This window comes from Ruegeria sp. BB10, from assembly GCF_056535725.1.
Genome location: NZ_JBQFIW010000001.1, coordinates 375,598 through 394,338, shown reverse-complemented (window position 1 = coordinate 394,338; position 18,741 = coordinate 375,598). Strand labels below are relative to the sequence as shown.

The 18,741-nt window shown below is 58.9% G+C and carries 21 protein-coding genes; all 21 read right to left on the bottom strand.

Annotation, left to right across the window (positions count from 1 at the left end; translation table 11 throughout):
- The 21 genes from nuoH to ACR3EP_RS01880 all read right to left on the bottom strand — a co-directional run bounded on the left by nuoH (position 1) and on the right by ACR3EP_RS01880 (position 18,698).
- Positions 1 to 1,038: an NADH-quinone oxidoreductase subunit NuoH gene (gene nuoH / locus ACR3EP_RS01980; protein ID WP_170348155.1), complete on the bottom strand. Its 1,038-nt coding sequence runs from the start codon at positions 1,036 to 1,038 to the stop codon at positions 1 to 3.
- Positions 1,039 to 1,233: 195 nt separating this feature from the next.
- Positions 1,234 to 3,255 (bottom strand): NADH-quinone oxidoreductase subunit NuoG, encoded by a 2,022-nt coding sequence (nuoG, locus tag ACR3EP_RS01975; RefSeq protein WP_480636065.1) that lies wholly within the window; start codon positions 3,253 to 3,255, stop codon positions 1,234 to 1,236.
- A gap of 3 nt (positions 3,256 to 3,258) precedes the next feature.
- A complete protein-coding gene (locus ACR3EP_RS01970) occupies positions 3,259 to 3,663 on the bottom strand; it encodes a DUF5333 domain-containing protein (RefSeq protein ID WP_226688668.1) in 405 nt (134 codons plus the stop codon).
- A 98-nt stretch (positions 3,664 to 3,761) separates the two neighbouring features.
- Positions 3,762 to 4,133, bottom strand: a complete 372-nt coding sequence (locus ACR3EP_RS01965; RefSeq protein WP_480636064.1) for a hypothetical protein — start codon at positions 4,131 to 4,133, stop codon at positions 3,762 to 3,764.
- A 23-nt stretch (positions 4,134 to 4,156) separates the two neighbouring features.
- A complete protein-coding gene (locus ACR3EP_RS01960) occupies positions 4,157 to 4,573 on the bottom strand; it encodes an MAPEG family protein (RefSeq protein WP_170348149.1) in 417 nt (138 codons plus the stop codon).
- A gap of 408 nt (positions 4,574 to 4,981) precedes the next feature.
- Complete coding sequence (gene nuoF, locus ACR3EP_RS01955; protein WP_480636062.1) at positions 4,982 to 6,280, bottom strand: NADH-quinone oxidoreductase subunit NuoF; 1,299 nt, start codon at positions 6,278 to 6,280, stop codon at positions 4,982 to 4,984.
- Between the two features lie 12 nt (positions 6,281 to 6,292).
- Complete coding sequence (locus tag ACR3EP_RS01950; protein WP_170349358.1) at positions 6,293 to 6,514, bottom strand: DUF5337 domain-containing protein; 222 nt, start codon at positions 6,512 to 6,514, stop codon at positions 6,293 to 6,295.
- 32 nt (positions 6,515 to 6,546) lie between these two features.
- The gene (gene nuoE / locus ACR3EP_RS01945; protein WP_480636061.1) at positions 6,547 to 7,644 is read right to left on the bottom strand and encodes an NADH-quinone oxidoreductase subunit NuoE; all 1,098 of its coding nucleotides are present in this window, start codon (positions 7,642 to 7,644) and stop codon (positions 6,547 to 6,549) included.
- Complete coding sequence (locus ACR3EP_RS01940; protein WP_170409203.1) at positions 7,644 to 8,867, bottom strand: NADH-quinone oxidoreductase subunit D; 1,224 nt, start codon at positions 8,865 to 8,867, stop codon at positions 7,644 to 7,646. The genes nuoE and ACR3EP_RS01940 overlap by 1 nt, the downstream gene beginning before the upstream one ends.
- A complete protein-coding gene (locus ACR3EP_RS01935) occupies positions 8,867 to 8,992 on the bottom strand; it encodes a hypothetical protein (protein ID WP_264187107.1) in 126 nt (41 codons plus the stop codon). Before ACR3EP_RS01935 ends, ACR3EP_RS01940 begins: the two co-directional genes overlap by 1 nt.
- 1 nt (position 8,993) lies before the next feature.
- Positions 8,994 to 9,167 carry a hypothetical protein gene (locus ACR3EP_RS01930; protein WP_480636058.1) on the bottom strand — a complete coding sequence of 58 codons (174 nt, stop codon included), beginning with the start codon at positions 9,165 to 9,167 and terminating at the stop codon, positions 8,994 to 8,996.
- A complete protein-coding gene (locus tag ACR3EP_RS01925) occupies positions 9,167 to 9,772 on the bottom strand; it encodes an NADH-quinone oxidoreductase subunit C (RefSeq protein WP_170348140.1) in 606 nt (201 codons plus the stop codon). The genes ACR3EP_RS01930 and ACR3EP_RS01925 overlap by 1 nt, the downstream gene beginning before the upstream one ends.
- Positions 9,773 to 9,783: 11 nt before the next feature.
- Positions 9,784 to 10,317: a NuoB/complex I 20 kDa subunit family protein gene (locus ACR3EP_RS01920; protein WP_010442777.1), complete on the bottom strand. Its 534-nt coding sequence runs from the start codon at positions 10,315 to 10,317 to the stop codon at positions 9,784 to 9,786.
- Positions 10,308 to 10,673 (bottom strand): NADH-quinone oxidoreductase subunit A, encoded by a 366-nt coding sequence (locus ACR3EP_RS01915; RefSeq protein WP_050602775.1) that lies wholly within the window; start codon positions 10,671 to 10,673, stop codon positions 10,308 to 10,310. The genes ACR3EP_RS01920 and ACR3EP_RS01915 overlap by 10 nt, the downstream gene beginning before the upstream one ends.
- Positions 10,674 to 10,866: 193 nt before the next feature.
- Positions 10,867 to 11,649, bottom strand: a complete 783-nt coding sequence (locus ACR3EP_RS01910; protein WP_480636056.1) for a crotonase/enoyl-CoA hydratase family protein — start codon at positions 11,647 to 11,649, stop codon at positions 10,867 to 10,869.
- A gap of 9 nt (positions 11,650 to 11,658) precedes the next feature.
- Complete coding sequence (locus ACR3EP_RS01905) at positions 11,659 to 12,513, bottom strand: hydroxymethylglutaryl-CoA lyase (RefSeq protein WP_170532802.1); 855 nt, start codon at positions 12,511 to 12,513, stop codon at positions 11,659 to 11,661.
- A 78-nt stretch (positions 12,514 to 12,591) separates the two neighbouring features.
- Positions 12,592 to 14,520, bottom strand: coding sequence for an acetyl/propionyl/methylcrotonyl-CoA carboxylase subunit alpha (locus ACR3EP_RS01900; protein WP_480636054.1), 1,929 nt, complete (start codon positions 14,518 to 14,520; stop codon positions 12,592 to 12,594).
- A gap of 3 nt (positions 14,521 to 14,523) precedes the next feature.
- Positions 14,524 to 14,949, bottom strand: a complete 426-nt coding sequence (locus tag ACR3EP_RS01895) for an ASCH domain-containing protein (protein ID WP_480636052.1) — start codon at positions 14,947 to 14,949, stop codon at positions 14,524 to 14,526.
- Complete coding sequence (locus ACR3EP_RS01890) at positions 14,949 to 16,553, bottom strand: carboxyl transferase domain-containing protein (RefSeq protein ID WP_480636050.1); 1,605 nt, start codon at positions 16,551 to 16,553, stop codon at positions 14,949 to 14,951. The genes ACR3EP_RS01895 and ACR3EP_RS01890 overlap by 1 nt, the downstream gene beginning before the upstream one ends.
- A 46-nt stretch (positions 16,554 to 16,599) precedes the next feature.
- The gene (locus ACR3EP_RS01885) at positions 16,600 to 17,175 is read right to left on the bottom strand and encodes a lysozyme inhibitor LprI family protein (RefSeq protein WP_480636048.1); all 576 of its coding nucleotides are present in this window, start codon (positions 17,173 to 17,175) and stop codon (positions 16,600 to 16,602) included.
- Entirely contained in the window at positions 17,169 to 18,698 is a 1,530-nt protein-coding gene (locus ACR3EP_RS01880) for an AMP-binding protein (protein WP_480636047.1), read from the bottom strand. Before ACR3EP_RS01880 ends, ACR3EP_RS01885 begins: the two co-directional genes overlap by 7 nt.
- Positions 18,699 to 18,741: the final 43 nt, after the last annotated feature.

The window sequence follows — 18,741 nt, the reverse complement described above, 5'->3', positions numbered from 1 at the left end:
TTAACCTCCTACGCTCCAACGGGCGAATGCCCCCCAGAACCAGTCGAATTTCGCCGCAAAGGCCACAAACACCACCCAAGCCAGTGAGAATGGCAAAAACACTTTCCAACCCAGCCGCATCAATTGGTCATAGCGGTAACGCGGCGTGATCGCCTTGACCATTGCAAAGAGGAAGAAGAAGAACGCCATTTTGGCGACCATCCACAGCACTCCGTCGGGCAGACCCGGGATCGGCGATAGCCAGCCACCGAAGAACAGCAGCGATGTTAGCGCGCACATCAGGAAGATCGCAATGTATTCGCCTGCCATGAACAGCAGGAAGGGTGTGGCCGAGTATTCCACCTGATAACCGGCGACCAGTTCGGATTCCGCCTCGGGCAGGTCAAACGGTGGGCGGTTGGTTTCCGCCAGCGCCGAGATGAAGAACAGGAAGACCATCGGGAAATGCGGCAGCCAGTACCAGCTGAATAGGCCCAGCCCGCCATCCTGCGCGCGTACGATGTCGCCGAAATTCATCGACCCTGTAGAAATGATCACACCAATGATGATCAGGCCGATGGAAACCTCGTAAGAAATCATCTGCGCAGCTGAGCGCAACGATCCTAGGAACGGGTACTTTGAGTTCGACGCCCAACCACCCATAATCACGCCATAAACCTCCAACGAAGATACGGCGAAGACATACAGAATGGCAACGTTGATATCTGACAGGACCCAGCCATCGTTGAACGGGATCACCGCCCAGGCGATCATCGCCAGAACAAAGCTGGTCAGCGGTGCCAGAATGAAAACCGTGCGGTCGGCCCCGGCGGGGATGACCACTTCTTTCACCACATATTTCAGCGCATCTGCCACCGATTGCAGCAGGCCATAGACGCCCACCACATTGGGACCGCGGCGCATCTGTACCGCTGCCCAGATCTTGCGGTCGCCATAAACGAGGAACAACAGCGAGATCATCACAAAGGCTACAACGGCAAGCACTTGCGCCAAAATGATGATGGCTATTCCGCCTGGGGTGTTAAAGAAATCAGCCATTGGTCCTCACACCGTGGGTATTCCGTTTTCCGCGTAAATTGCGAAGGCCATTTGCCTGCGCAAACTGCGGCTGGGTCGGCGCGTTGGTGTAAACAGCATCCGCCGCACTTACGCCACCCTTATTGTTGCGTCTCACGCGCATTTTCCCAGCCACCTTATTGCAGGCGCCCGAAAGCGATATGAAACAGGTCTGTTTCATTCCGCCGCGATCTTCCTGGCCTTGCGTGCCTGTGCCTGCGCCGACAGCTCGGCCATCAGTTGCGAGGCGCGGGCGATTGGATTGGTCAGGTAAAAGTCCTTGATCGCATTGCGGAAAGTGGCTGTACCTAGGGGGCCAGCCTCCATCAATTGCACTTCGTTTTCGATCACCTCGTCGATGCGCGTAAGATGCGGCACTGCTTCGATCAGCGCACTGCGCAACTGCGCCAGCGAGTCGTAAGGCAGCGTCGCGCCCAATTCGGCCGACAAGGCCCGCAGGATCGCCCAGTTTTCCTTGGCCTCACCCGGTGCAAAGCCTGCGCGCATGGCCAGCTGAGGACGGCCTTCGGTGTTCACGAACAGGCCGTTTTCCTCAGTATAGGCGGCGCCTGGCAGGATCACATCGGCGCGGTGTGCGCCCCGGTCGCCATGGCTGCCCTGATAGATGACGAACGCGCCCTCACCGATCTCGACCTCGTCCGCGCCAAGGTTATAGATTACGTCCGCCGCGCTGATCGCGTCCATACCACCTTCGTTTGTCGCATCCACGTCCATCGCACCCACGCGCGAGGCTGCTGTATGCAGAACGATCAGACCGCTTTCTGTATTTGCAGCAATGGCTTGCGCAGTGGCCAAAACAGCGGCACCGTCAGCCTCTTGCAGCGCACCCTGCCCCACAACAACCAGAGAGGCCTTGCCTTTGATCACATCATCGCCGCCCATATCGACGACTTTTTGCAGTGCTGCGCGGTCATCACCCATGTGGTGATATTTATAGGTCAGATCGACAGCCGGACCGACCAGAGCAACCTCGGCCCCGTGCGCCCATGCTTTGCGGATACGCGCGTTCAAAACCGGAGCTTCCTCACGCGGGTTGGTGCCGATCAACAGAATACGCTCGGCTCTGTCGATATCCTCGATCGCAGCAGTCCCGGCATAAGCCCCACGGTTACCCGAAGGCAGTCGGGCACCGTCGGTGCGACACTCGACGACACCGCCCAGGCTTTCGATCATCTGTTTGAGCGCAAAGGCCGCTTCGACTGGCGCCAGATCACCCACGATACCCGCCGGTTTCTCGGCACCTTTCAGCGCCTCGGACGCTTTGGTCAGCGCCTCGGGCCACGAGGCCGGGCGCAGCTTGCCGTTTTCGCGAATATATGGGCGGTCCAAACGCTGACGCCGCAGACCGTCCCACACAAAGCGGGTTTTGTCGCTGATCCACTCTTCGTTCACACCGTCATGGTTGCGCGGCAGGAAGCGCATGACCTCACGCCCCTTGGTATCCACCCGGACGTTCGAGCCCAAGGCATCCATCACGTCGATGCTCTCGGTCTTGGTCAATTCCCACGGACGAGCCGTAAAGGCGTACGGTTTCGAGGTCAGCGCCCCCACCGGACACAGGTCGATGATGTTGCCCTGCAGGTTCGAATCCAGCGTCTGGTTCAGATACGAGGTGATCTCGGCATCTTCTCCGCGCCCCGTCTGACCCATCTGAGTGATCCCGGCAACCTCGGTCGTGAACCGCACACAACGGGTGCAGCTGATGCAGCGCGTCATCGCAGTGCCAACCAGCGGTCCCAGATCCAGATCGTCCACCGCGCGCTTGGCTTCCTTGAAGCGGCTGCCCGACAGACCATAGGCCATCGCCTGATCCTGCAAGTCACACTCGCCGCCCTGATCACAGATCGGGCAGTCCAGCGGGTGGTTGATGAGCAGAAACTCCATCACCCCTTCGCGGGCCTTTTTGACCATGGGTGAGTTCGTTTTGACCTCCGGCGCTTGCCCTTCGGGGCCGGGGCGCAAATCGCGCACCTGCATCGCGCAGGACGCCGCAGGTTTGGGCGGGCCGCCCACAACCTCAACCAGGCACATCCGGCAGTTCCCTGCGATCGACAAACGTTCGTGATAACAGAAGCGCGGCACCTCGACCCCGGCTTGCTCACAAGCCTGGATCAGGGTCATCGCACCATCGACTTCGATTTCCTGCCCGTCGATATTGATCTTACGGAGGTCAGACATCGTCTAGTTCGCCCTCAAATACACGCCAATGGCGCTGTTTCTTTCAATCTCTGCCCGCCCCAGCGTGCAGAAGGAATTGGGGTTTTCGTAGGTGACGCCGTGTCGGGCCAGATACGCCTCGCCCTTGGCGCGCATCCGGTCCTTTTCAGCATCCGAATCCACATACGCCCGGATTTCATTGTCCGAGTATCCCAGTTTGTTCGCTTGCGACTTCAATCCCCACAGCACACCGATCGCTTTCAGACGCCGCCCGCTGATCGAGGGGCAATACTCTGAAATCTCATTTGCAATGGCGATGTAATAGAGTTCGTTGTCGATCTCTTTGACTTCGCGCAAGGGCGGTTTCGCTTCAACGATGGTGGGCAAAGCCAGCACAGACAGCAGCGTCAACATTTTCACACTGGACATGACAATTCCTTTCGTCTTGGGAAACCCAAGACGACCGGCAGTCGGGGTGCTATGCAATAACATCCCCCGTGTCTTCGAGTGATATGCGAACACACGCGTCATGGTCGCTGGCAAGCTCCTGCAAAGGTCAACTTGTCGTCGCTGACACGCAAGTTCTGGGGTTCAGTATCCGGGCCGACCTTCCACGCGATGCTGGAAGAACCGAAGTTCTTGATGCAGAATTTCGTCCCCTCGTACCGTCCCGCTTCGCGCGCGCCGTCCAACGAGGCAGAAACCCCATTCACAACCACGGTGAATTCGGTCGGCATCTTTTTTTTATCGACGGGCTTTGCTTTGGCCCGAAAATACTTACCGTCAAACAGGACACGATCACTGGACGACGTGATGCCACCGCACGCCGAAACAAGTGACAACGTAAGGACACCGGCCAACACGGACACGCGACCGGCAACACTTTTACGTCCTAGCATCTGATTTTTTCCCCAAGTCTTCATCAAAACGCCGCCACTATTGCCATAATCCCCATCACGACCATGCAGGCCCAGGCGATGACATACAGAACCGAGCGCAAACCAGCAGACGGTTTGCCGATACCGCGAATATGCACCACCAGCATTATCAGGCGCGCCAGCAACGCGACCGAAGCCAGCAGGTTAACCCAAAATGGGCTGGCCCCCATAAGAATGGCCGCGACAATGACCGTCAGATAGGCGGGCAGCGTCTCGGTCCCATTCAGGTAGGCGCGATTCAGGCGATAGGCCTTGTCAGCATAATCTTGTTCGGGTGTGGCCCCCGGCGCCAACCCTTTGCTTTGTTTCGCCAAAGCCGTGAATGGCGACATGAACAGGAGTACGAGCGTGAAGATCACTATCGAAGTAACTGCGTGGGAGTAGTCGGTTAGAAATTCCATCTAGGTCACTCCTTTACCAGAAATCGCCCGATAGCATCTTCGGTTCCTGCCACGCCTCGTCCAAACGCACACAGAGATTTATTGTTTGAAATTTCTACATTTCTGTCGTCGAGAACATTCCTTACTTGCCCCTTAAGCCAATCGGATCTCCCATAGAATAAGAACTTGCGCATTTTTGCCGACGCAATCCCTGAGCCGCAGTCAGTTCTGTCGCGGTCAGTACGTAACTCTGGTAATCTGAACCGCCAACAGTGGCCAGACCGCTGCATCTGTCTTTTATGAAATGAGCCGCAAGAACCTCACCGACAGCCTGATCGTATACCGCACGTTTCGCAGCTGCGGCTGGGGCTGCTACAGCCCCGATAAGCAAGAGTGCGACACAAGTTGTTCGAAAGCTCCGCATCTCGATCACTCCGCCGCCATCGCGCCCATGCGGCCCGATTTCTGGGCCTTGATGCGATCTTCAATCTCTTCGCGGAAGTTGCGGATCAGGCCCTGGATCGGCCAGGCCGCCGCGTCGCCAAGGGCGCAGATGGTGTGGCCTTCGACCTGTTTGGTCACATCAAACAGCATGTCGATCTCTTCCAGCTCGGCCTCGCCGCGCACCAGACGGTCCATCACGCGCATCATCCAGCCGGTGCCTTCACGGCAGGGCGTACACTGACCGCAACTTTCATGTTTGTAGAATTTCGACAGCCGCCAGATCGCCTTGATAATGTCCGTGGACTTGTCCATCACGATGACCGCAGCAGTCCCCAGGCCCGAGCCCAGATCGTTGCGCAGGTGGTCAAAATCCATGATCGCATCGCGCATTTTCTCGCCGCGCACACAGGGTACCGAAGACCCACCCGGGATGACCGCTAGCAGATTATCCCAACCGCCGCGAATGCCGCCGCAATGGGTTTCGATCAGCTCCTCAAAGGGAATAGACATTGCCTCTTCGACCACGCAGGGGTTGTTCACGTGACCCGAAATGGCAAACAGCTTGGTCCCTGCATTGTTCTGACGGCCGAATCCCGCAAACCAGTCCGCACCACGGCGCAGGATGGTCGGCACAACCGCGATGGATTCTACGTTGTTCACCGTGGTCGGGCAGCCATACAACCCCGCGCCCGCCGGGAACGGAGGCTTCATCCGCGGCATACCTTTCTTGCCCTCAAGGCTTTCGATCAGCGCGGTCTCTTCTCCGCAGATATAGGCACCGGCGCCGTGATGCAGGAACAGATCGAAATCCCAACCCGAACCGGCGGCGTTCTTGCCTAGCAGACCCGCGTCATACGCTTCGTCAATCGCGGCCTGCAGCGCCTCGCGCTCGCGGATGTATTCGCCGCGCAGGTAGATATAGCAGGTGTGTGCGTTCATCGCGAAAGACGCGATCAGGCAGCCTTCGATCAACGTGTGCGGATCATGGCGCATGATCTCGCGGTCTTTGCAGGTGCCGGGCTCGGATTCATCCGCATTCACCACCAGATAGGCCGGACGACCATCACTTTCCTTGGGCATGAACGACCATTTCAGACCAGTTGGGAAACCCGCGCCACCGCGCCCACGAAGGCCCGAGTCCTTCATCGTCTGAATGATCCAGTCGCGCCCATTGCCAATCAGGCCAGCTGTGCCGTCCCAATGCCCGCGGGCCTGCGCACCTTTCAGCGTGCGCTCGTGCATCCCGTAGATGTTGGTAAAGATCCGGTCCTGATCCTTCAGCATCGCGTGTTACCTTCAGCTATCCTGACGCATGCGCCAGAGTTGAAATATGTTGACGCCCGCATAGACGAACGCCGCCAGAGCGGCGAGATCAAACAACAACGCATGGCGCGTCGTCAGTTCCAGTGCGGGGCCAATGAACAGGTTCATGGCAAGCCAAATGGTCATCGTCACTGCAATGACGATACCTATGTGACGACCCTTGCGGGCTATGGCCTGTTCTTTGTCCTTGTCCATCTCATCCTTCATGCCCCGGATGGGCATGCGTCCTAGTCTTCGTAAGTGCCGTCTTCCTTGGCACGTTTGGCGAACTCGGTTTCCTCGCCCGCCGCCAGCTTACCGGCCTGTTCGATCCAGCCGTCCCGCTCGATCCGACCTTTGAACTTCAGCCGCGCATCAACCCAAGCCACCTGTTCCGATGTCCAGGCCGCAATCTGGTCGTAGTGGTAAAAGCCCAACTCGTTCAGCGTTTCTTCCAGCTTGGGTCCGACACCTTTGAGCATCTTCAGGTCATCAGCTTTTCCATCGCGCGGCGCGGTCAGGGTTTCCGGCTGGTCTTCTTTCGCCTTCGCCTCTTCGGCCTGTTTCACCGCAGGCTTGCCCGGTGCCGGCGCCTTCGGAGGTTTCGGTGCTGCCTTGGTCGCTGCAGCCTTACCGTCCTTACCCAGCCAAGGGGTCAGGATGGGCACTTCGGTCCCATCAATCCGCTTGACTGTATCGCCCAGATCATTCGCCAGTTCGACACTGGCGTTAAACTGGGTTCGACCACTGTCATATTCCGTCAGACTGGTCAGACCCTTGAGAGGTTCTGCCGCATAACGCCCATTCTGCGGGCCCGGTGTCGGAACTTTGCCCGCAACCAGATCGTCGAGGATTTTGCCAAAGCTCTCGGTGGTCAGGTCCTCATAATAGTCCTTACCAATCTGCGCCATCGGCGCGTTGGTACAGGACCCGAGGCATTCCACCTCTTCCCAGCTCAGCTTGCCATCGGCAGATAGTTCATGCGGCCTGGCAGCGATCTTGTCCTTGCAAACCGCAATCAGATCCTCGGCCCCGCAGATCATGCAGGACGTCGTGCCGCAGATCTGAATATGTGCCACCGAGCCAACCGGTTGCAACTGAAACATGAAGTAGAAAGATGCGACCTCAAGCACGCGGATATAGGCCATGCCCAGCATGTCGGCGACGGATTCAATCGCCGGACGACTCAGCCAGCCTTCCTGCTCCTGCGCGCGCCACAGCAACGGGATAACCGCGCTGGCCTGGCGCCCCTCGGGGTATTTGGTGATCTGCGCTTCGGCCCATTGCTGGTTGGCAGCGGAGAAGGCAAAGCTTTCGGGTTGTTCGGGGTGGAGGCGGCGGAGCATTAGCGGTCAATCTCTCCAAATACGACGTCCATGGTGCCGATGATGGCAGCAACATCGGCCAATTGGTGGCCTCCGGCGACGTGGTCCATAGCTTGCAGGTGCAGGAACCCCGGTGCGCGCAGTTTGGCGCGGTAGGGTTTGTTGGTGCCGTCGGCGACAAGATAGACGCCGAACTCGCCCTTTGGGGCCTCAACGGCGGCGTAGACCTCACCGGCGGGAACGTGGAAACCTTCGGTGTAAAGTTTGAAATGGTGGATCAAGCTTTCCATCGAGGTCTTCATGTCTGAGCGTTTCGGCGGGGTGATCTTGCCGCGCGCCAGAACATCGCCGGGGCACTCACGGATTTTGACGATGGCCTGCTGGATGATCGACAGCGACTGGCGCATCTCTTCCATGCGCACCAGATAACGGTCGTAGCAGTCGCCGTTCTTGCCGACGGGGATCTGGAATTCGAACTCGTCATAGCATTCATAAGGCTGCGCGCGACGCAAATCCCATGCCAGACCAGACCCGCGCACCATCACGCCCGAGAAGCCGTATTTCTGGATGTCATCCTCGGTTACGACGCCAATATCGGCATTACGCTGTTTGAAGATACGGTTTTCGGTCAGCAGACCGTCGATGTCATCGAGAACGGCGGGGAATTCGTGGCTCCACGCCTCGATATCGTCCAGCAGTTCCGGCGGCAGGTCCTGATGGACACCACCAGGGCGGAAATAGGCGGCGTGCAGGCGGGCACCGCAGGCGCGCTCATAGAACACCATCAGCTTTTCGCGTTCCTCGAAGCCCCACAGCGGCGGCGTCAGCGCGCCGACGTCCATCGCCTGCGTGGTCACATTCAGCAGATGGTTCAGGATGCGCCCGATCTCGGAATAGAGAACACGGATAAGCGAGCCGCGACGCGGCACTTCAACCCCGGTCAGCTTTTCGATGGCCAAACACCAGGCGTGCTCCTGGTTCATCGGCGCCACGTAATCCAGGCGGTCGAAATACGGCAGGTTCTGCAGATACGTCCGGCTTTCCATCAGCTTTTCGGTGCCACGGTGCAGCAGACCGATATGCGGGTCACAGCGTTCGACGATCTCACCGTCCAGCTCAAGCACCAGACGCAAAACCCCGTGTGCCGCAGGGTGTTGCGGGCCGAAGTTAATGTTGAAGTTGCGGATCTTCTGTTCTCCGCTCAGCGCGTCCGTGCTGCCGTCATCGTATCTTGAGCCGTCCATCAACGCCCCCGTTTTTTCTTTTTCGCTTCGGCCCGAACCCGAACCTTTTCAGCTTCGGCCGCTTTGGCAGCGGCACCTGCCAGCAGCACCCCCAGCGCACCCAGAATGATAAGTTCACCCATCATCTCAGCGGCGCTCCAACTCTTGCAGTTTCAGCCCAACCCACCACAGCAACGCAATTGTGCCAAATGGAACCAGACAAAGAAGGCACCAGAACTTGTTGATCCCGAAAAACGGCAAAATCTTCACCATCGGAATGATGGTCATTGCAGAAAGGATCAGCCACCAGATGCCACCCATTATTCAGTCTCCTGTTTTTCATCCCCCGGAAGAATGTAGTTCGCGCCTTCCCACGGGGACATGAAATCAAACTGACGGTATTCCTGCACCAACGACACCGGCTCATAGACAACGCGCTTTTGCGCTTCGTCATAGCGCACCTCGGTATAGCCGGTGGTCGGGAAATCCTTGCGCAGTGGGTGGCCGCGGAACCCATAGTCGGTCAGGATGCGGCGCAGGTCCGGGTGGCCCGAGAACAGGATGCCGAACATGTCGAACACCTCACGCTCGAACCAGTTCGCCGAGGGGTGAACGTCAACGATCGAGGGCACCATGTCTTCTTCTCGAATTGAAACCCGCAGGCGGATGCGCTGGTTCTGGTACATCGACAGGAAGTGATACACCACATCGAACCGCTTGGCCCGTTCGGGGTAATCCACGCCAGTGATGTCAACCAGCGACGAAAACTGGCAATTCCGGTCGGATTTCAGGAACTCAACGAATTCCACAAGGTTCGACGGCGCCACATCCACGTTCAGCTCGCCATGGGTCACATCCCAGGACAGAACGCAATCGGCCCGTTTCAGTTCAAGCTGCGCGCCGAGTTCTTTGAGTGCTTCGCTCATCAGCTCTCTCCTCAGCGTACGATGGTGCCGGTGCGGCGGATTTTGCGTTGCAACTGCATCAGGCCATACAGCAACGCCTCGGCGGTTGGCGGGCACCCGGGGACGTAGATATCCACTGGAACCACGCGGTCACAGCCGCGCACGACCGAATAGGAATAGTGGTAATACCCACCGCCATTTGCGCAGGACCCCATCGAGATCACATAGCGCGGCTCGGGCATCTGGTCGTAAACCTTGCGCAGGGCCGGGGCCATCTTGTTAGTCAGCGTTCCCGCCACGATCATTACATCGGACTGACGTGGGGACGCCCGCGGGGCGATACCAAACCGTTCGGCATCATAACGCGGCATCGAGGTGTGCATCATCTCAACCGCGCAGCACGCCAGACCGAAGGTCATCCAGTGCAGCGATCCGGTGCGGGCCCAGTTGATGATATCTTCGGTCGAGGTCAGCAGGAACCCTTTGTCCTGCAGCTCGGCATTCAGGGCCTGGGTGGCGACTTCTTTGTCGACGCCAGCGGTGTTTGCACCCGTCATCACTCCCATTCCAAGGCCCCCTTCTTCCATTCATAGGCAAAGCCGATGGTCAGAACGCCCAGAAACACCATCATGGACCAGAACCCAACATCGCTGATGTCCTTGAAGCCCACGGCCCACGGAAACAGAAAGGCGATTTCCAGATCGAAGATGATGAAAAGAATCGAAACCAGATAGAACCGAACGTCGAATTTCATCCGCGCATCGTCGAAGGCGTTGAAGCCACATTCATATGCGCTGACCTTTTCAGGGTCGGGGTTGCGGACTGCCAGAACCACAGCCGCCAGAATCAGGACGATTCCAAGGCCGACAGCAACGGCCAGAAACACCAGAATCGGGAGATACTCCCGTAGCAGGTCTTCCACGAATAGCTCCTTTCCTGCGCAACCCGGTCGGGGGGCGCCGTCAATTGGCGTGTTGACTGGACATTCTCTATCCGCGCGGGGTCAGAGGGTCAACCGAACACAGTCGCAGACAGGAGTAATAATCCACTTGTCATGCCCTGTGATCCGGGAAAGGTGATTCCTACTGCAACTGCAATGAAATTAAGGCCTAAACCTAACTTTTCCATACAGGTTTTCGCTTTTCAAAGAACGCACCGATTCCCTCCATCGCTTCGTCGGTTTCCCACCGATCCACCAAGGATCGGATCGTCTGGTCAATCACAGCATCGTCAATATTGGGTCCCAGCTTGCTGACCAAATCCTTGGCCGAGGCAACCGCGCCTGGCGCACAGGAAAGATAGGGCAGAACTTCGGCTTCGACCGCATTAGCTAAATCGGTTGCCGGAACGGATTTGGCCAGCAGCCCAAGCTCGACCGCCTCGACAGCATCGAACAAACGGGCCGACATGAACACGCGCCGCGCCCGCGCCTCACCCATCCGGGCAATCACATATGGGCCAATCGTGGCGGGGATCAGGCCCAGCCGCGTTTCGGTCAGAGCCATTTTTACGCTGTCCACACCAATGGCCACGTCGCAAACGGCAGCCAAACCAACACCACCGCCAAACGCATTGCCCTGAATTGCACCGATCAGCGGGCGGGGCATGGTGTTCAGCGCCTGCAGCATCTCGGCCAGCTTGCGCGCCTCGGCAAACCGCGTTTCGGGGTCGGCGGCCATCTGGTCCTGCATCCAGCCCAAATCACCGCCTGCACAAAAACTCTTGCCCGCCCCGGTCAGCACCACCACGCGCACTGTGTCATCTGCACCCAGTTGCGCGGCCGCTTGTGTCAGTTCGGCAATCATCTGCGCCGACATCGCGTTGTGTTTTTCCGCCCGGTCGAGCGTCAAAGTCGCAACTCCACGCGCGTCTGTGGTCACCGAGATCGTTTCAAACATGCCCGCCCCTCACTCTGGCCGCATGGCCCGCGCCATTTGCGCGGCCTGCTCTACGATTTCCAGATCAAGCCCGGTTTCATAGCCCAACCGCTCCAGATGGGCGGCCACGGCCTCGGTCGCGACATTCCCCGCAGCTCCGGGCGCATAAGGGCAGCCGCCCAATCCACCAACTGCCGTATCAAAGGTCCGCACGCCCAGCGCCAGGGCAGCATCAATATTGTCGAGCGCCCGGCCATTGGTGTCGTGGAAATGCCCAGCCAGACGGGTTACTGGCACGCGTTCTCGTACGGCCAAGAGCATATGCGCGATGGTATCTGGCGTCCCCTGCCCGATTGTATCGCCCAATGAGACCTCATAGCAGCCCAAGCCAAACAGCTGATCAGCGACCTCGGCCACCTTCTCGGGCGGTGTTGGGCCATCATAGGGGCAGTCGGTCACGCAAGAGACATAGCCACGCACCGGCAGATCAATGTGGCGCGCGGCCTCGAGGATCGGTGTAAATCTCTCGATGGATTCGGCAATCGTGGCGTTGATATTGGCTTTCGAAAATCCCTCGGAGGCCGAGGCGAATACTGCAATCTCATCCGTTTTGGCCGTCAGGGCGTCCTCATATCCACGCATGTTGGGCGTCAGCGCGGCATAGCGCACCCCATCTGTCCTTTTTATTCCGGCCAAAACTTCCGCACTGCCGGCCATCTGCGGCACCCATTTGGGCGATACAAAACTGGCTACTTCGATCCGGTTGAACCCGGCGCGGCTGAGGCAGTCGACCAGCGCCACTTTCTCGGCAACCGGGATCTCACGCTGTTCATTTTGCAGGCCGTCACGTGGACCTACTTCGAAAATCTCGACCCGCTCACCCATGGCCGCGCTCCTCCCGGTTTTGTTTCGTGTCCTGTTCGGATGGCCTGACTGTGCCACGCGATGCGGCGCGCGAACAGGTCACTCTTCTTTTAATCTGATCAGGGCCGCTCCGGCTTCGACCTGCGCGCCGTCCTCAGTCAGCACCTCGGCAATGACACCGTCGCGGGCGGCCAGAAGGGAATGTTCCATTTTCATCGCCTCCAAAATGGCAAGCCTGTCTCCCTCACTTACCTTTTGACCAACGGCGGCAAACACCGCCTTGACCAATCCGGGCATGGGGGCTTCGATCACGTTAGTATCGCCTGCAGCGCTGGCATCGCGGTCCAGCGGATCAACAATGTCAAACGCCTGCCCGTAGGTGTCAAAGACCGTGATCCGCGCGCCCGAAACCGACACCTGCGGCATTGGGCTGCCGTCAATGGACCAGATACCGTTGCTGCGCTCGGCAATGACAGTATCTTCCCCGACCTGCCAAACCTGACGATTTGAACCTTCAACCTGAACATCAAGATCAAGGGTGTCATCTACCTTTAGCTGAACTGCACGGTGCAACGGAGCCCACAGGGAAAACCCAGTCTCTTCCTTCGTATCGACCAAGTCCAACGCCGTCATCGCAGCCGCCACGCATGTCGCTGCCGAAATCGGAGATACTTCTGTCAGCGCATCAATATCCCGCCCTATCAGCCCGGTATCCACATCACCTGTGGCGAAACCTTCATGCCGGGTCAGCGCGCCCAGAAAGGCGAGGTTGGTCACGGTGCCCGCGACCTCGGTCTGCTGCAGGGCACGATGAAGCTGTTCCAGTGCAACCGCGCGCGTGGGGCCATGGACGATGACTTTAGCGATCATCGGGTCATACCATGGGCTGATCGTGTCACCCGCACGCACTCCGCTATCGGCACGGCAGGCCGTAGGGAATTGCAGATGCGTCAGGCTGCCCGTTGCAGGCAGGAAGCCCTTGGGCACGTCCTCGGCATAAAGACGGGCCTCAAATGCGTGGCCAGTGATGGATAGATCGTCCTGACGTTTCGGCAACGCCTCGCCAGCGGCGACCCGCAATTGCCATTCGACCAGATCGACCCCGGTGATCGCTTCGGTCACGGGATGCTCGACCTGCAGGCGCGTGTTCATCTCCATGAACCAGAACCTGTCCGGACGCAGCCCGTCCGAAGCATCAACGATGAATTCAACCGTCCCTGCGCCCTTGTACCCGATCGCCTCGGCGGCCCGCACGCCCGCCTGCCCCATCGCCTCGCGCATCTCAGCCGTCATACCCGGAGCCGGAGCCTCCTCGATCACCTTCTGGTGCCGGCGTTGAAGCGAGCAGTCTCGTTCAAACAGATGCACCGCATGGGTGCCGTCGCCAAACACCTGCACTTCGATATGGCGGGGTTTGGCGACAAATTTCTCGACCAGAACGGCGTCATTGCCAAAGGCTGTTTTGGCCTCACCACGGGCACTGTCCAATGCTGAGGCGAAATCCTCGGGGCGTTCGACCAGCCGCATGCCTTTGCCGCCACCACCCGCCACGGCCTTGATCAACACAGGGCAGCCGATGGTTTCAGCAGCGCCCGCCAGATGCTCGGGGTCTTGATTGTCACCGTGATACCCAGGAACAACGGGCACACCTGCCTGCTCCATAAGAACCTTGGCCGCATCCTTGAGACCCATCTTGCGGATCGCATCCGCCGAAGGGCCGATAAACGTCAAACCAGCCGCATCGACCGCATCCACGAATTCGGGGTTTTCCGAGAGAAAGCCATACCCCGGATGGATCGCCTGAGCTCCGGTATCCAGCGCAGCCTGAATAATCACGTCGCCCTTCAGGTAGCTTTCAGCGGGAGCCGCGCCGCCGATATGGACAGCCTCATCGGCCATCTGCACATGTTTTGCCGAGGCATCCGCGTCGGAATAGACCGCAACACAGAAGACGCCCATTTTCTGAGCCGTTTCCATGACGCGACATGCGATCTCGCCCCGGTTGGCAATCAGGATTTTATTGAACATGTCTTACCCCTCAACAGCCAGATCTTCGACAAGACGGAAACGTTCGCACAATAACTCCATCTCGGGATCGAAACCGCCATTGCGCTCGAAGTAACGACGGTGATCCTCGCGCCATCCTTCAAGCGTTTCATTCTCACCCTCGGCCAATGCAAAGACCTCAGTCACATCGCAAAAACGACAGATCGTGACATCGACCGTTTCGATCACCAAAGCCGGGGTGTCATCCCATTCCAGAACGATATCGCGTCGCCCGACAACTGGTGTCTCAGGGCTTCCGTCCGGATAGTCGCGCAGCGCCCCACAAGTTGCTTTTTTTTGGCCTGAGCGCACCAATGCCAGCAATTCAGCACTCAAGGCAGCGCTATCGCCGAACTTAAAAGTCTGTGCGTCCGGGTAGCGGGCCATTACTTCTTTCAGGTCCATGCACATCACATCCTGAACACGCCGAAACGTGTCTCTTCAATTGGGGCATTCAGCGCGGCGCTCAGCGACAGCGCCAGCACATCGCGGCTTTTGCGTGGGTCAATGATGCCATCATCCCACAACCGGGCTGAGGCATAGAGCGGGTGCGACTGTTCCTCGAACATCTCCAGTGTGGGGCGCTTGAACTCGGCCTCCTCCTCGGCAGACCAGGTGCCGCCCTGCCGTTCGATCCCGTCGCGTTTGACGGTGGCCAGAACGCCCGCCGCCTGCTCGCCCCCCATCACGGAAATCCGCGAATTCGGCCAGGTCCATAGGAAGCGCGGCTGATAGGCCCGTCCCGCCATGCCGTAATTCCCGGCCCCAAAAGAACCGCCGACCAGCATCGTGACCTTCGGCACGTTCGTCGTGGCCACTGCTGTCACCATCTTGGCCCCATGCCGTGCGATACCCTCGTTTTCGTATTTCCGACCAACCATGAAGCCGGTGATATTCTGCAAAAACACCAGAGGGATTTTCCGCTGCGAACACAGCTCGACAAAATGCGCGCCCTTCTGCGCAGATTCGGAAAACAGCACGCCGTTGTTGGCAATGATCCCGACAGGGCAGCCTTTGACATGAGCAAACCCCGTCACCAGCGTCTCGCCAAAGCGCGGTTTGAACTCATCGAAACGCGAGCCGTCGACCAGCCGCGCGATCACCTCGCGGATGTCATACGGCGTGCGCAGATCGGCGGGCACAACGCCCAGAATTTCCTCGGGGTCATAGGCCGGGTCCTCGGGGCTGGCCCAATCCACCGTCTGCGGTTTGCGCAGGTTCAGCGACCCGACCGCGCGCCGTGCCAGAGCGAGCGCGTGGGCGTCATCCTCGGCCAGATAGTCGGCTACACCAGACAAGCGAGTATGAACGTCGCCGCCACCCAAATCTTCGGCGCTGACGATCTCTCCGGTCGCGGCCTTGACCAGAGGCGGCCCCGCCAGAAAGATCGTGCCTTGGTCGCGCACAATGATCGTCACATCCGACATCGCAGGCACATAGGCCCCGCCCGCCGTACACGACCCCATGACCACGGCGATCTGTGCAATCCCTTTGGCGCTCATCCGTGCCTGATTGTAGAAGATGCGGCCAAAGTGGTCGCGGTCGGGGAAGACCTCATCCTGATTGGGCAGGTTCGCGCCGCCGCTATCGACCAGATATATGCAGGGGAGGTTGTTTTCCTCAGCAATCTCCTGCGCCCGCAGGTGTTTCTTGACCGACATCGGGTAATAAGTGCCGCCCTTCACGGTGGCGTCGTTGCACACCACCATGACCTCGCGCCCCTGCACCCGACCAATGCCCGCGATGACCCCAGCACAGGGCGCAGCATCGCCATACATCGCATGCGCCGCCGTCGCCCCGATCTCAAGGAACGGAGACCCCGGGTCCAGCAAGTTCGCCACCCGACGACGTGGCAGCATCTTTCCCCGGGATTCATGCCGCGCGCGGGATTTCTCACCACCGCCCACGCGGGCTGCTTCGGCGGCGGCAGCGATTTGTGCCAGCGCATCGAGATGAGCGGTGCGGTTTGTCTTGAAGCCCTCAGAGGCGGGCATGGCTTTGGATGTGAGTTTCATTCTTTGCTTTCCTGGTCCATCAGAAAACCCGCCGAAATAAGAAGCATCATCTTTCCTCCAACAACGTCTTCAACCAAACCACTCTTTGGCTCGTTCGCTCCAAGCGACACCCGGCCCCAAGGAGTTTCGCACCTGTTCCCCCTCTCCACTGAAGATACTCCACCAAGCAGTCCGCCTCCCGCATTTCTTCCCAACGTTCTTGTGCTTCGGTTAAACTCGGCACTCTAAAAGGTAGAGAGGAAGCTTTCTCAGCGTCTCCTTCATCAAGCATGCTGTAATGAACCAGCAGGTCTGCGGCACTCTCGTCCACCAGCGTGTCCCAGACCGCTGTTTCAGCTTCGACGCAAAAGTAAATTCCCAGAGTGCTTTGCCCCCAAGAAATATCTTCATTCATGCAATCGCCCGAAAAAGCACCAATACAGTCGGAAAGGTCTGTTGGTGCTCCAGCACTTTCGACACACCCACGGACTTGAGCATCCATGTAGGCTTGGTCCACGGTAGTTTGTCCGTGCTCATCTTGAACTTGATAGCTCTGTGCCCAAAGGTCTTGGGGCAGCACAAAGGTGAGAACTGAAACAGTGCTTAGAGTAAGCAAATCAAAGCTGTGCAACTTATTCAGCATTGTTTGTCCTCCGCCGCCGCTCGCACTTTCAATTCCTTCCGGATCACCTTCCCCGTCACCGTCATCGGCAACTCCTCCAGAAATGCGACCTCACGCGGATAGGAATACTGAGCCAGACGCGCCTTGACCCAGTCCTGCAACTCCGACCCCGAAGCCTCGGCCCCCGGTTTCAGCACCACAAAGGCCTTCACGATCTCGGTCCGTAGTGGGTCGGGCTTGCCGACCACGCCCACGGTCGCCACCGCCGGGTGGGTTAGCAGGCAATCCTCGATCTCGGCCGGGCCGATGCGGTATCCGGCTGAGGTAATCACGTCATCATCGCGACCGACAAAGCGTAGATACTCGCCCTCCCACACGCCGCGATCTCCGGTGATCAGCCAGTCGCCGCGAAACTTCTCAGCCGTCGCCTCGGGCCGGTTCCAGTATTCCAGCAACATCGAGGCCGAGCCGCGCCGGATGGCCACGTCACCCTCTTCATCGATCGGATTGCCGTCTTCGTCGATCACCGCGACTTCATGCCCCGGCACCGGTTTACCGATGCAGCCGGGTTGCACCGGGAAATCCTCGGAACAAGAAGACACGACCATGTTGCATTCGGTCTGGCCGTAGAATTCGTTGATCGTCAGGCCAAACGCCTGTTGCCCCCATGCCAGCATCTCGGCCCCCAGCGGCTCACCGCCCGAAGCGACCGAGCGCAGACCGGGGATTGCCTGATCCGCCGCCTTCAGCATGCGAAGTGCGGTCGGAGGGAAGAACACGTTCCGCACACCGCCGCGGGCGATCACGTCGGCGCAGGCTTCCGGCGTAAACTTTTCCAACCGCGCCGCGACCACAGGAATACCCAGCGCAAGCCCGGGCATCAATACGTCGAACAGACCTCCGATCCAGGCCCAATCCGCAGGTGTCCATAGGCAACCGCCTTCGCGCAGGTGATTGTGGCTGATCGAGACACCCGGCAGGTGGCCGGTCAGAACCCGGTGCCCATGCAGTGCGCCCTTGGGGCTGCCCGTGGTGCCCGAGGTATAGATCAGCACCGCCGGGTCCTCGGGGCCTGTATCTGAGCAGGGGAACGGATCATCCGATGGCGCAATATGTTCGACCAGAACCGGGTGGGCCAGATCGCCCAGCAACGCGGCTCCTTCGGCATCGGTCAGCACCAGACGCGCACCCGCATCCCCCACGCGCGAGGCCAACGCATCCCGCTTGAACAGCTTGAACAGCGGCACCGAAATCGCCCCAAGCTTCCAGATCGCCAGATGCGCCGCCGCACACCAGGGCGACTGGCTCAGCAACACACCCACGCGGTCGCCGGGCTGCACCTGCTGATGCAGTTCACGTGCAATCCCGTCCGTCATGCGCGTGAGTTGACCGAAGGTAACGGTTTCGCGGTACCCGTCTGTCAGATCAACGATGGCCACATTGTCACGAGGATGCGCCAAGCATTGTCGCGCCATATTGAGCTGATCCGGAAAATCCCAGACGCCCGCCTTCCGCATACCGGGTATGCACCTATCGGGATGCATGCGCAAAACCCCTTGTTTTTCTTACCCTTGGCGGGCGCGGACG

Coding starts and splice junctions, on each gene's coding strand:
- nuoG (WP_480636065.1), bottom strand. CDS start 3,255: ATGTCTGACCTCCGTAAGATCAATATCGACGGGCAGGAAATCGAAGTC.
- ACR3EP_RS01960 (WP_170348149.1), bottom strand. CDS start 4,573: ATGGAATTTCTAACCGACTACTCCCACGCAGTTACTTCGATAGTGATC.
- ACR3EP_RS01885 (WP_480636048.1), bottom strand. CDS start 17,175: ATGCTGAATAAGTTGCACAGCTTTGATTTGCTTACTCTAAGCACTGTT.
- ACR3EP_RS01900 (WP_480636054.1), bottom strand. CDS start 14,520: ATGTTCAATAAAATCCTGATTGCCAACCGGGGCGAGATCGCATGTCGC.
- ACR3EP_RS01880 (WP_480636047.1), bottom strand. CDS start 18,698: ATGCATCCCGATAGGTGCATACCCGGTATGCGGAAGGCGGGCGTCTGG.
- nuoF (WP_480636062.1), bottom strand. CDS start 6,280: ATGCTGAAGGATCAGGACCGGATCTTTACCAACATCTACGGGATGCAC.
- ACR3EP_RS01905 (WP_170532802.1), bottom strand. CDS start 12,513: ATGGGTGAGCGGGTCGAGATTTTCGAAGTAGGTCCACGTGACGGCCTG.
- nuoH (WP_170348155.1), bottom strand. CDS start 1,038: ATGGCTGATTTCTTTAACACCCCAGGCGGAATAGCCATCATCATTTTG.
- ACR3EP_RS01970 (WP_226688668.1), bottom strand. CDS start 3,663: ATGTCCAGTGTGAAAATGTTGACGCTGCTGTCTGTGCTGGCTTTGCCC.
- ACR3EP_RS01935 (WP_264187107.1), bottom strand. CDS start 8,992: ATGATGGGTGAACTTATCATTCTGGGTGCGCTGGGGGTGCTGCTGGCA.
- ACR3EP_RS01890 (WP_480636050.1), bottom strand. CDS start 16,553: ATGAAACTCACATCCAAAGCCATGCCCGCCTCTGAGGGCTTCAAGACA.
- ACR3EP_RS01925 (WP_170348140.1), bottom strand. CDS start 9,772: ATGAGCGAAGCACTCAAAGAACTCGGCGCGCAGCTTGAACTGAAACGG.
- nuoE (WP_480636061.1), bottom strand. CDS start 7,644: ATGCTCCGCCGCCTCCACCCCGAACAACCCGAAAGCTTTGCCTTCTCC.
- ACR3EP_RS01930 (WP_480636058.1), bottom strand. CDS start 9,167: ATGGGTGGCATCTGGTGGCTGATCCTTTCTGCAATGACCATCATTCCG.
- ACR3EP_RS01950 (WP_170349358.1), bottom strand. CDS start 6,514: ATGGACAAGGACAAAGAACAGGCCATAGCCCGCAAGGGTCGTCACATA.
- ACR3EP_RS01910 (WP_480636056.1), bottom strand. CDS start 11,649: ATGTTTGAAACGATCTCGGTGACCACAGACGCGCGTGGAGTTGCGACT.
- ACR3EP_RS01940 (WP_170409203.1), bottom strand. CDS start 8,867: ATGGACGGCTCAAGATACGATGACGGCAGCACGGACGCGCTGAGCGGA.
- ACR3EP_RS01895 (WP_480636052.1), bottom strand. CDS start 14,949: ATGTGCATGGACCTGAAAGAAGTAATGGCCCGCTACCCGGACGCACAG.
- ACR3EP_RS01965 (WP_480636064.1), bottom strand. CDS start 4,133: ATGCTAGGACGTAAAAGTGTTGCCGGTCGCGTGTCCGTGTTGGCCGGT.
- ACR3EP_RS01920 (WP_010442777.1), bottom strand. CDS start 10,317: ATGGGAGTGATGACGGGTGCAAACACCGCTGGCGTCGACAAAGAAGTC.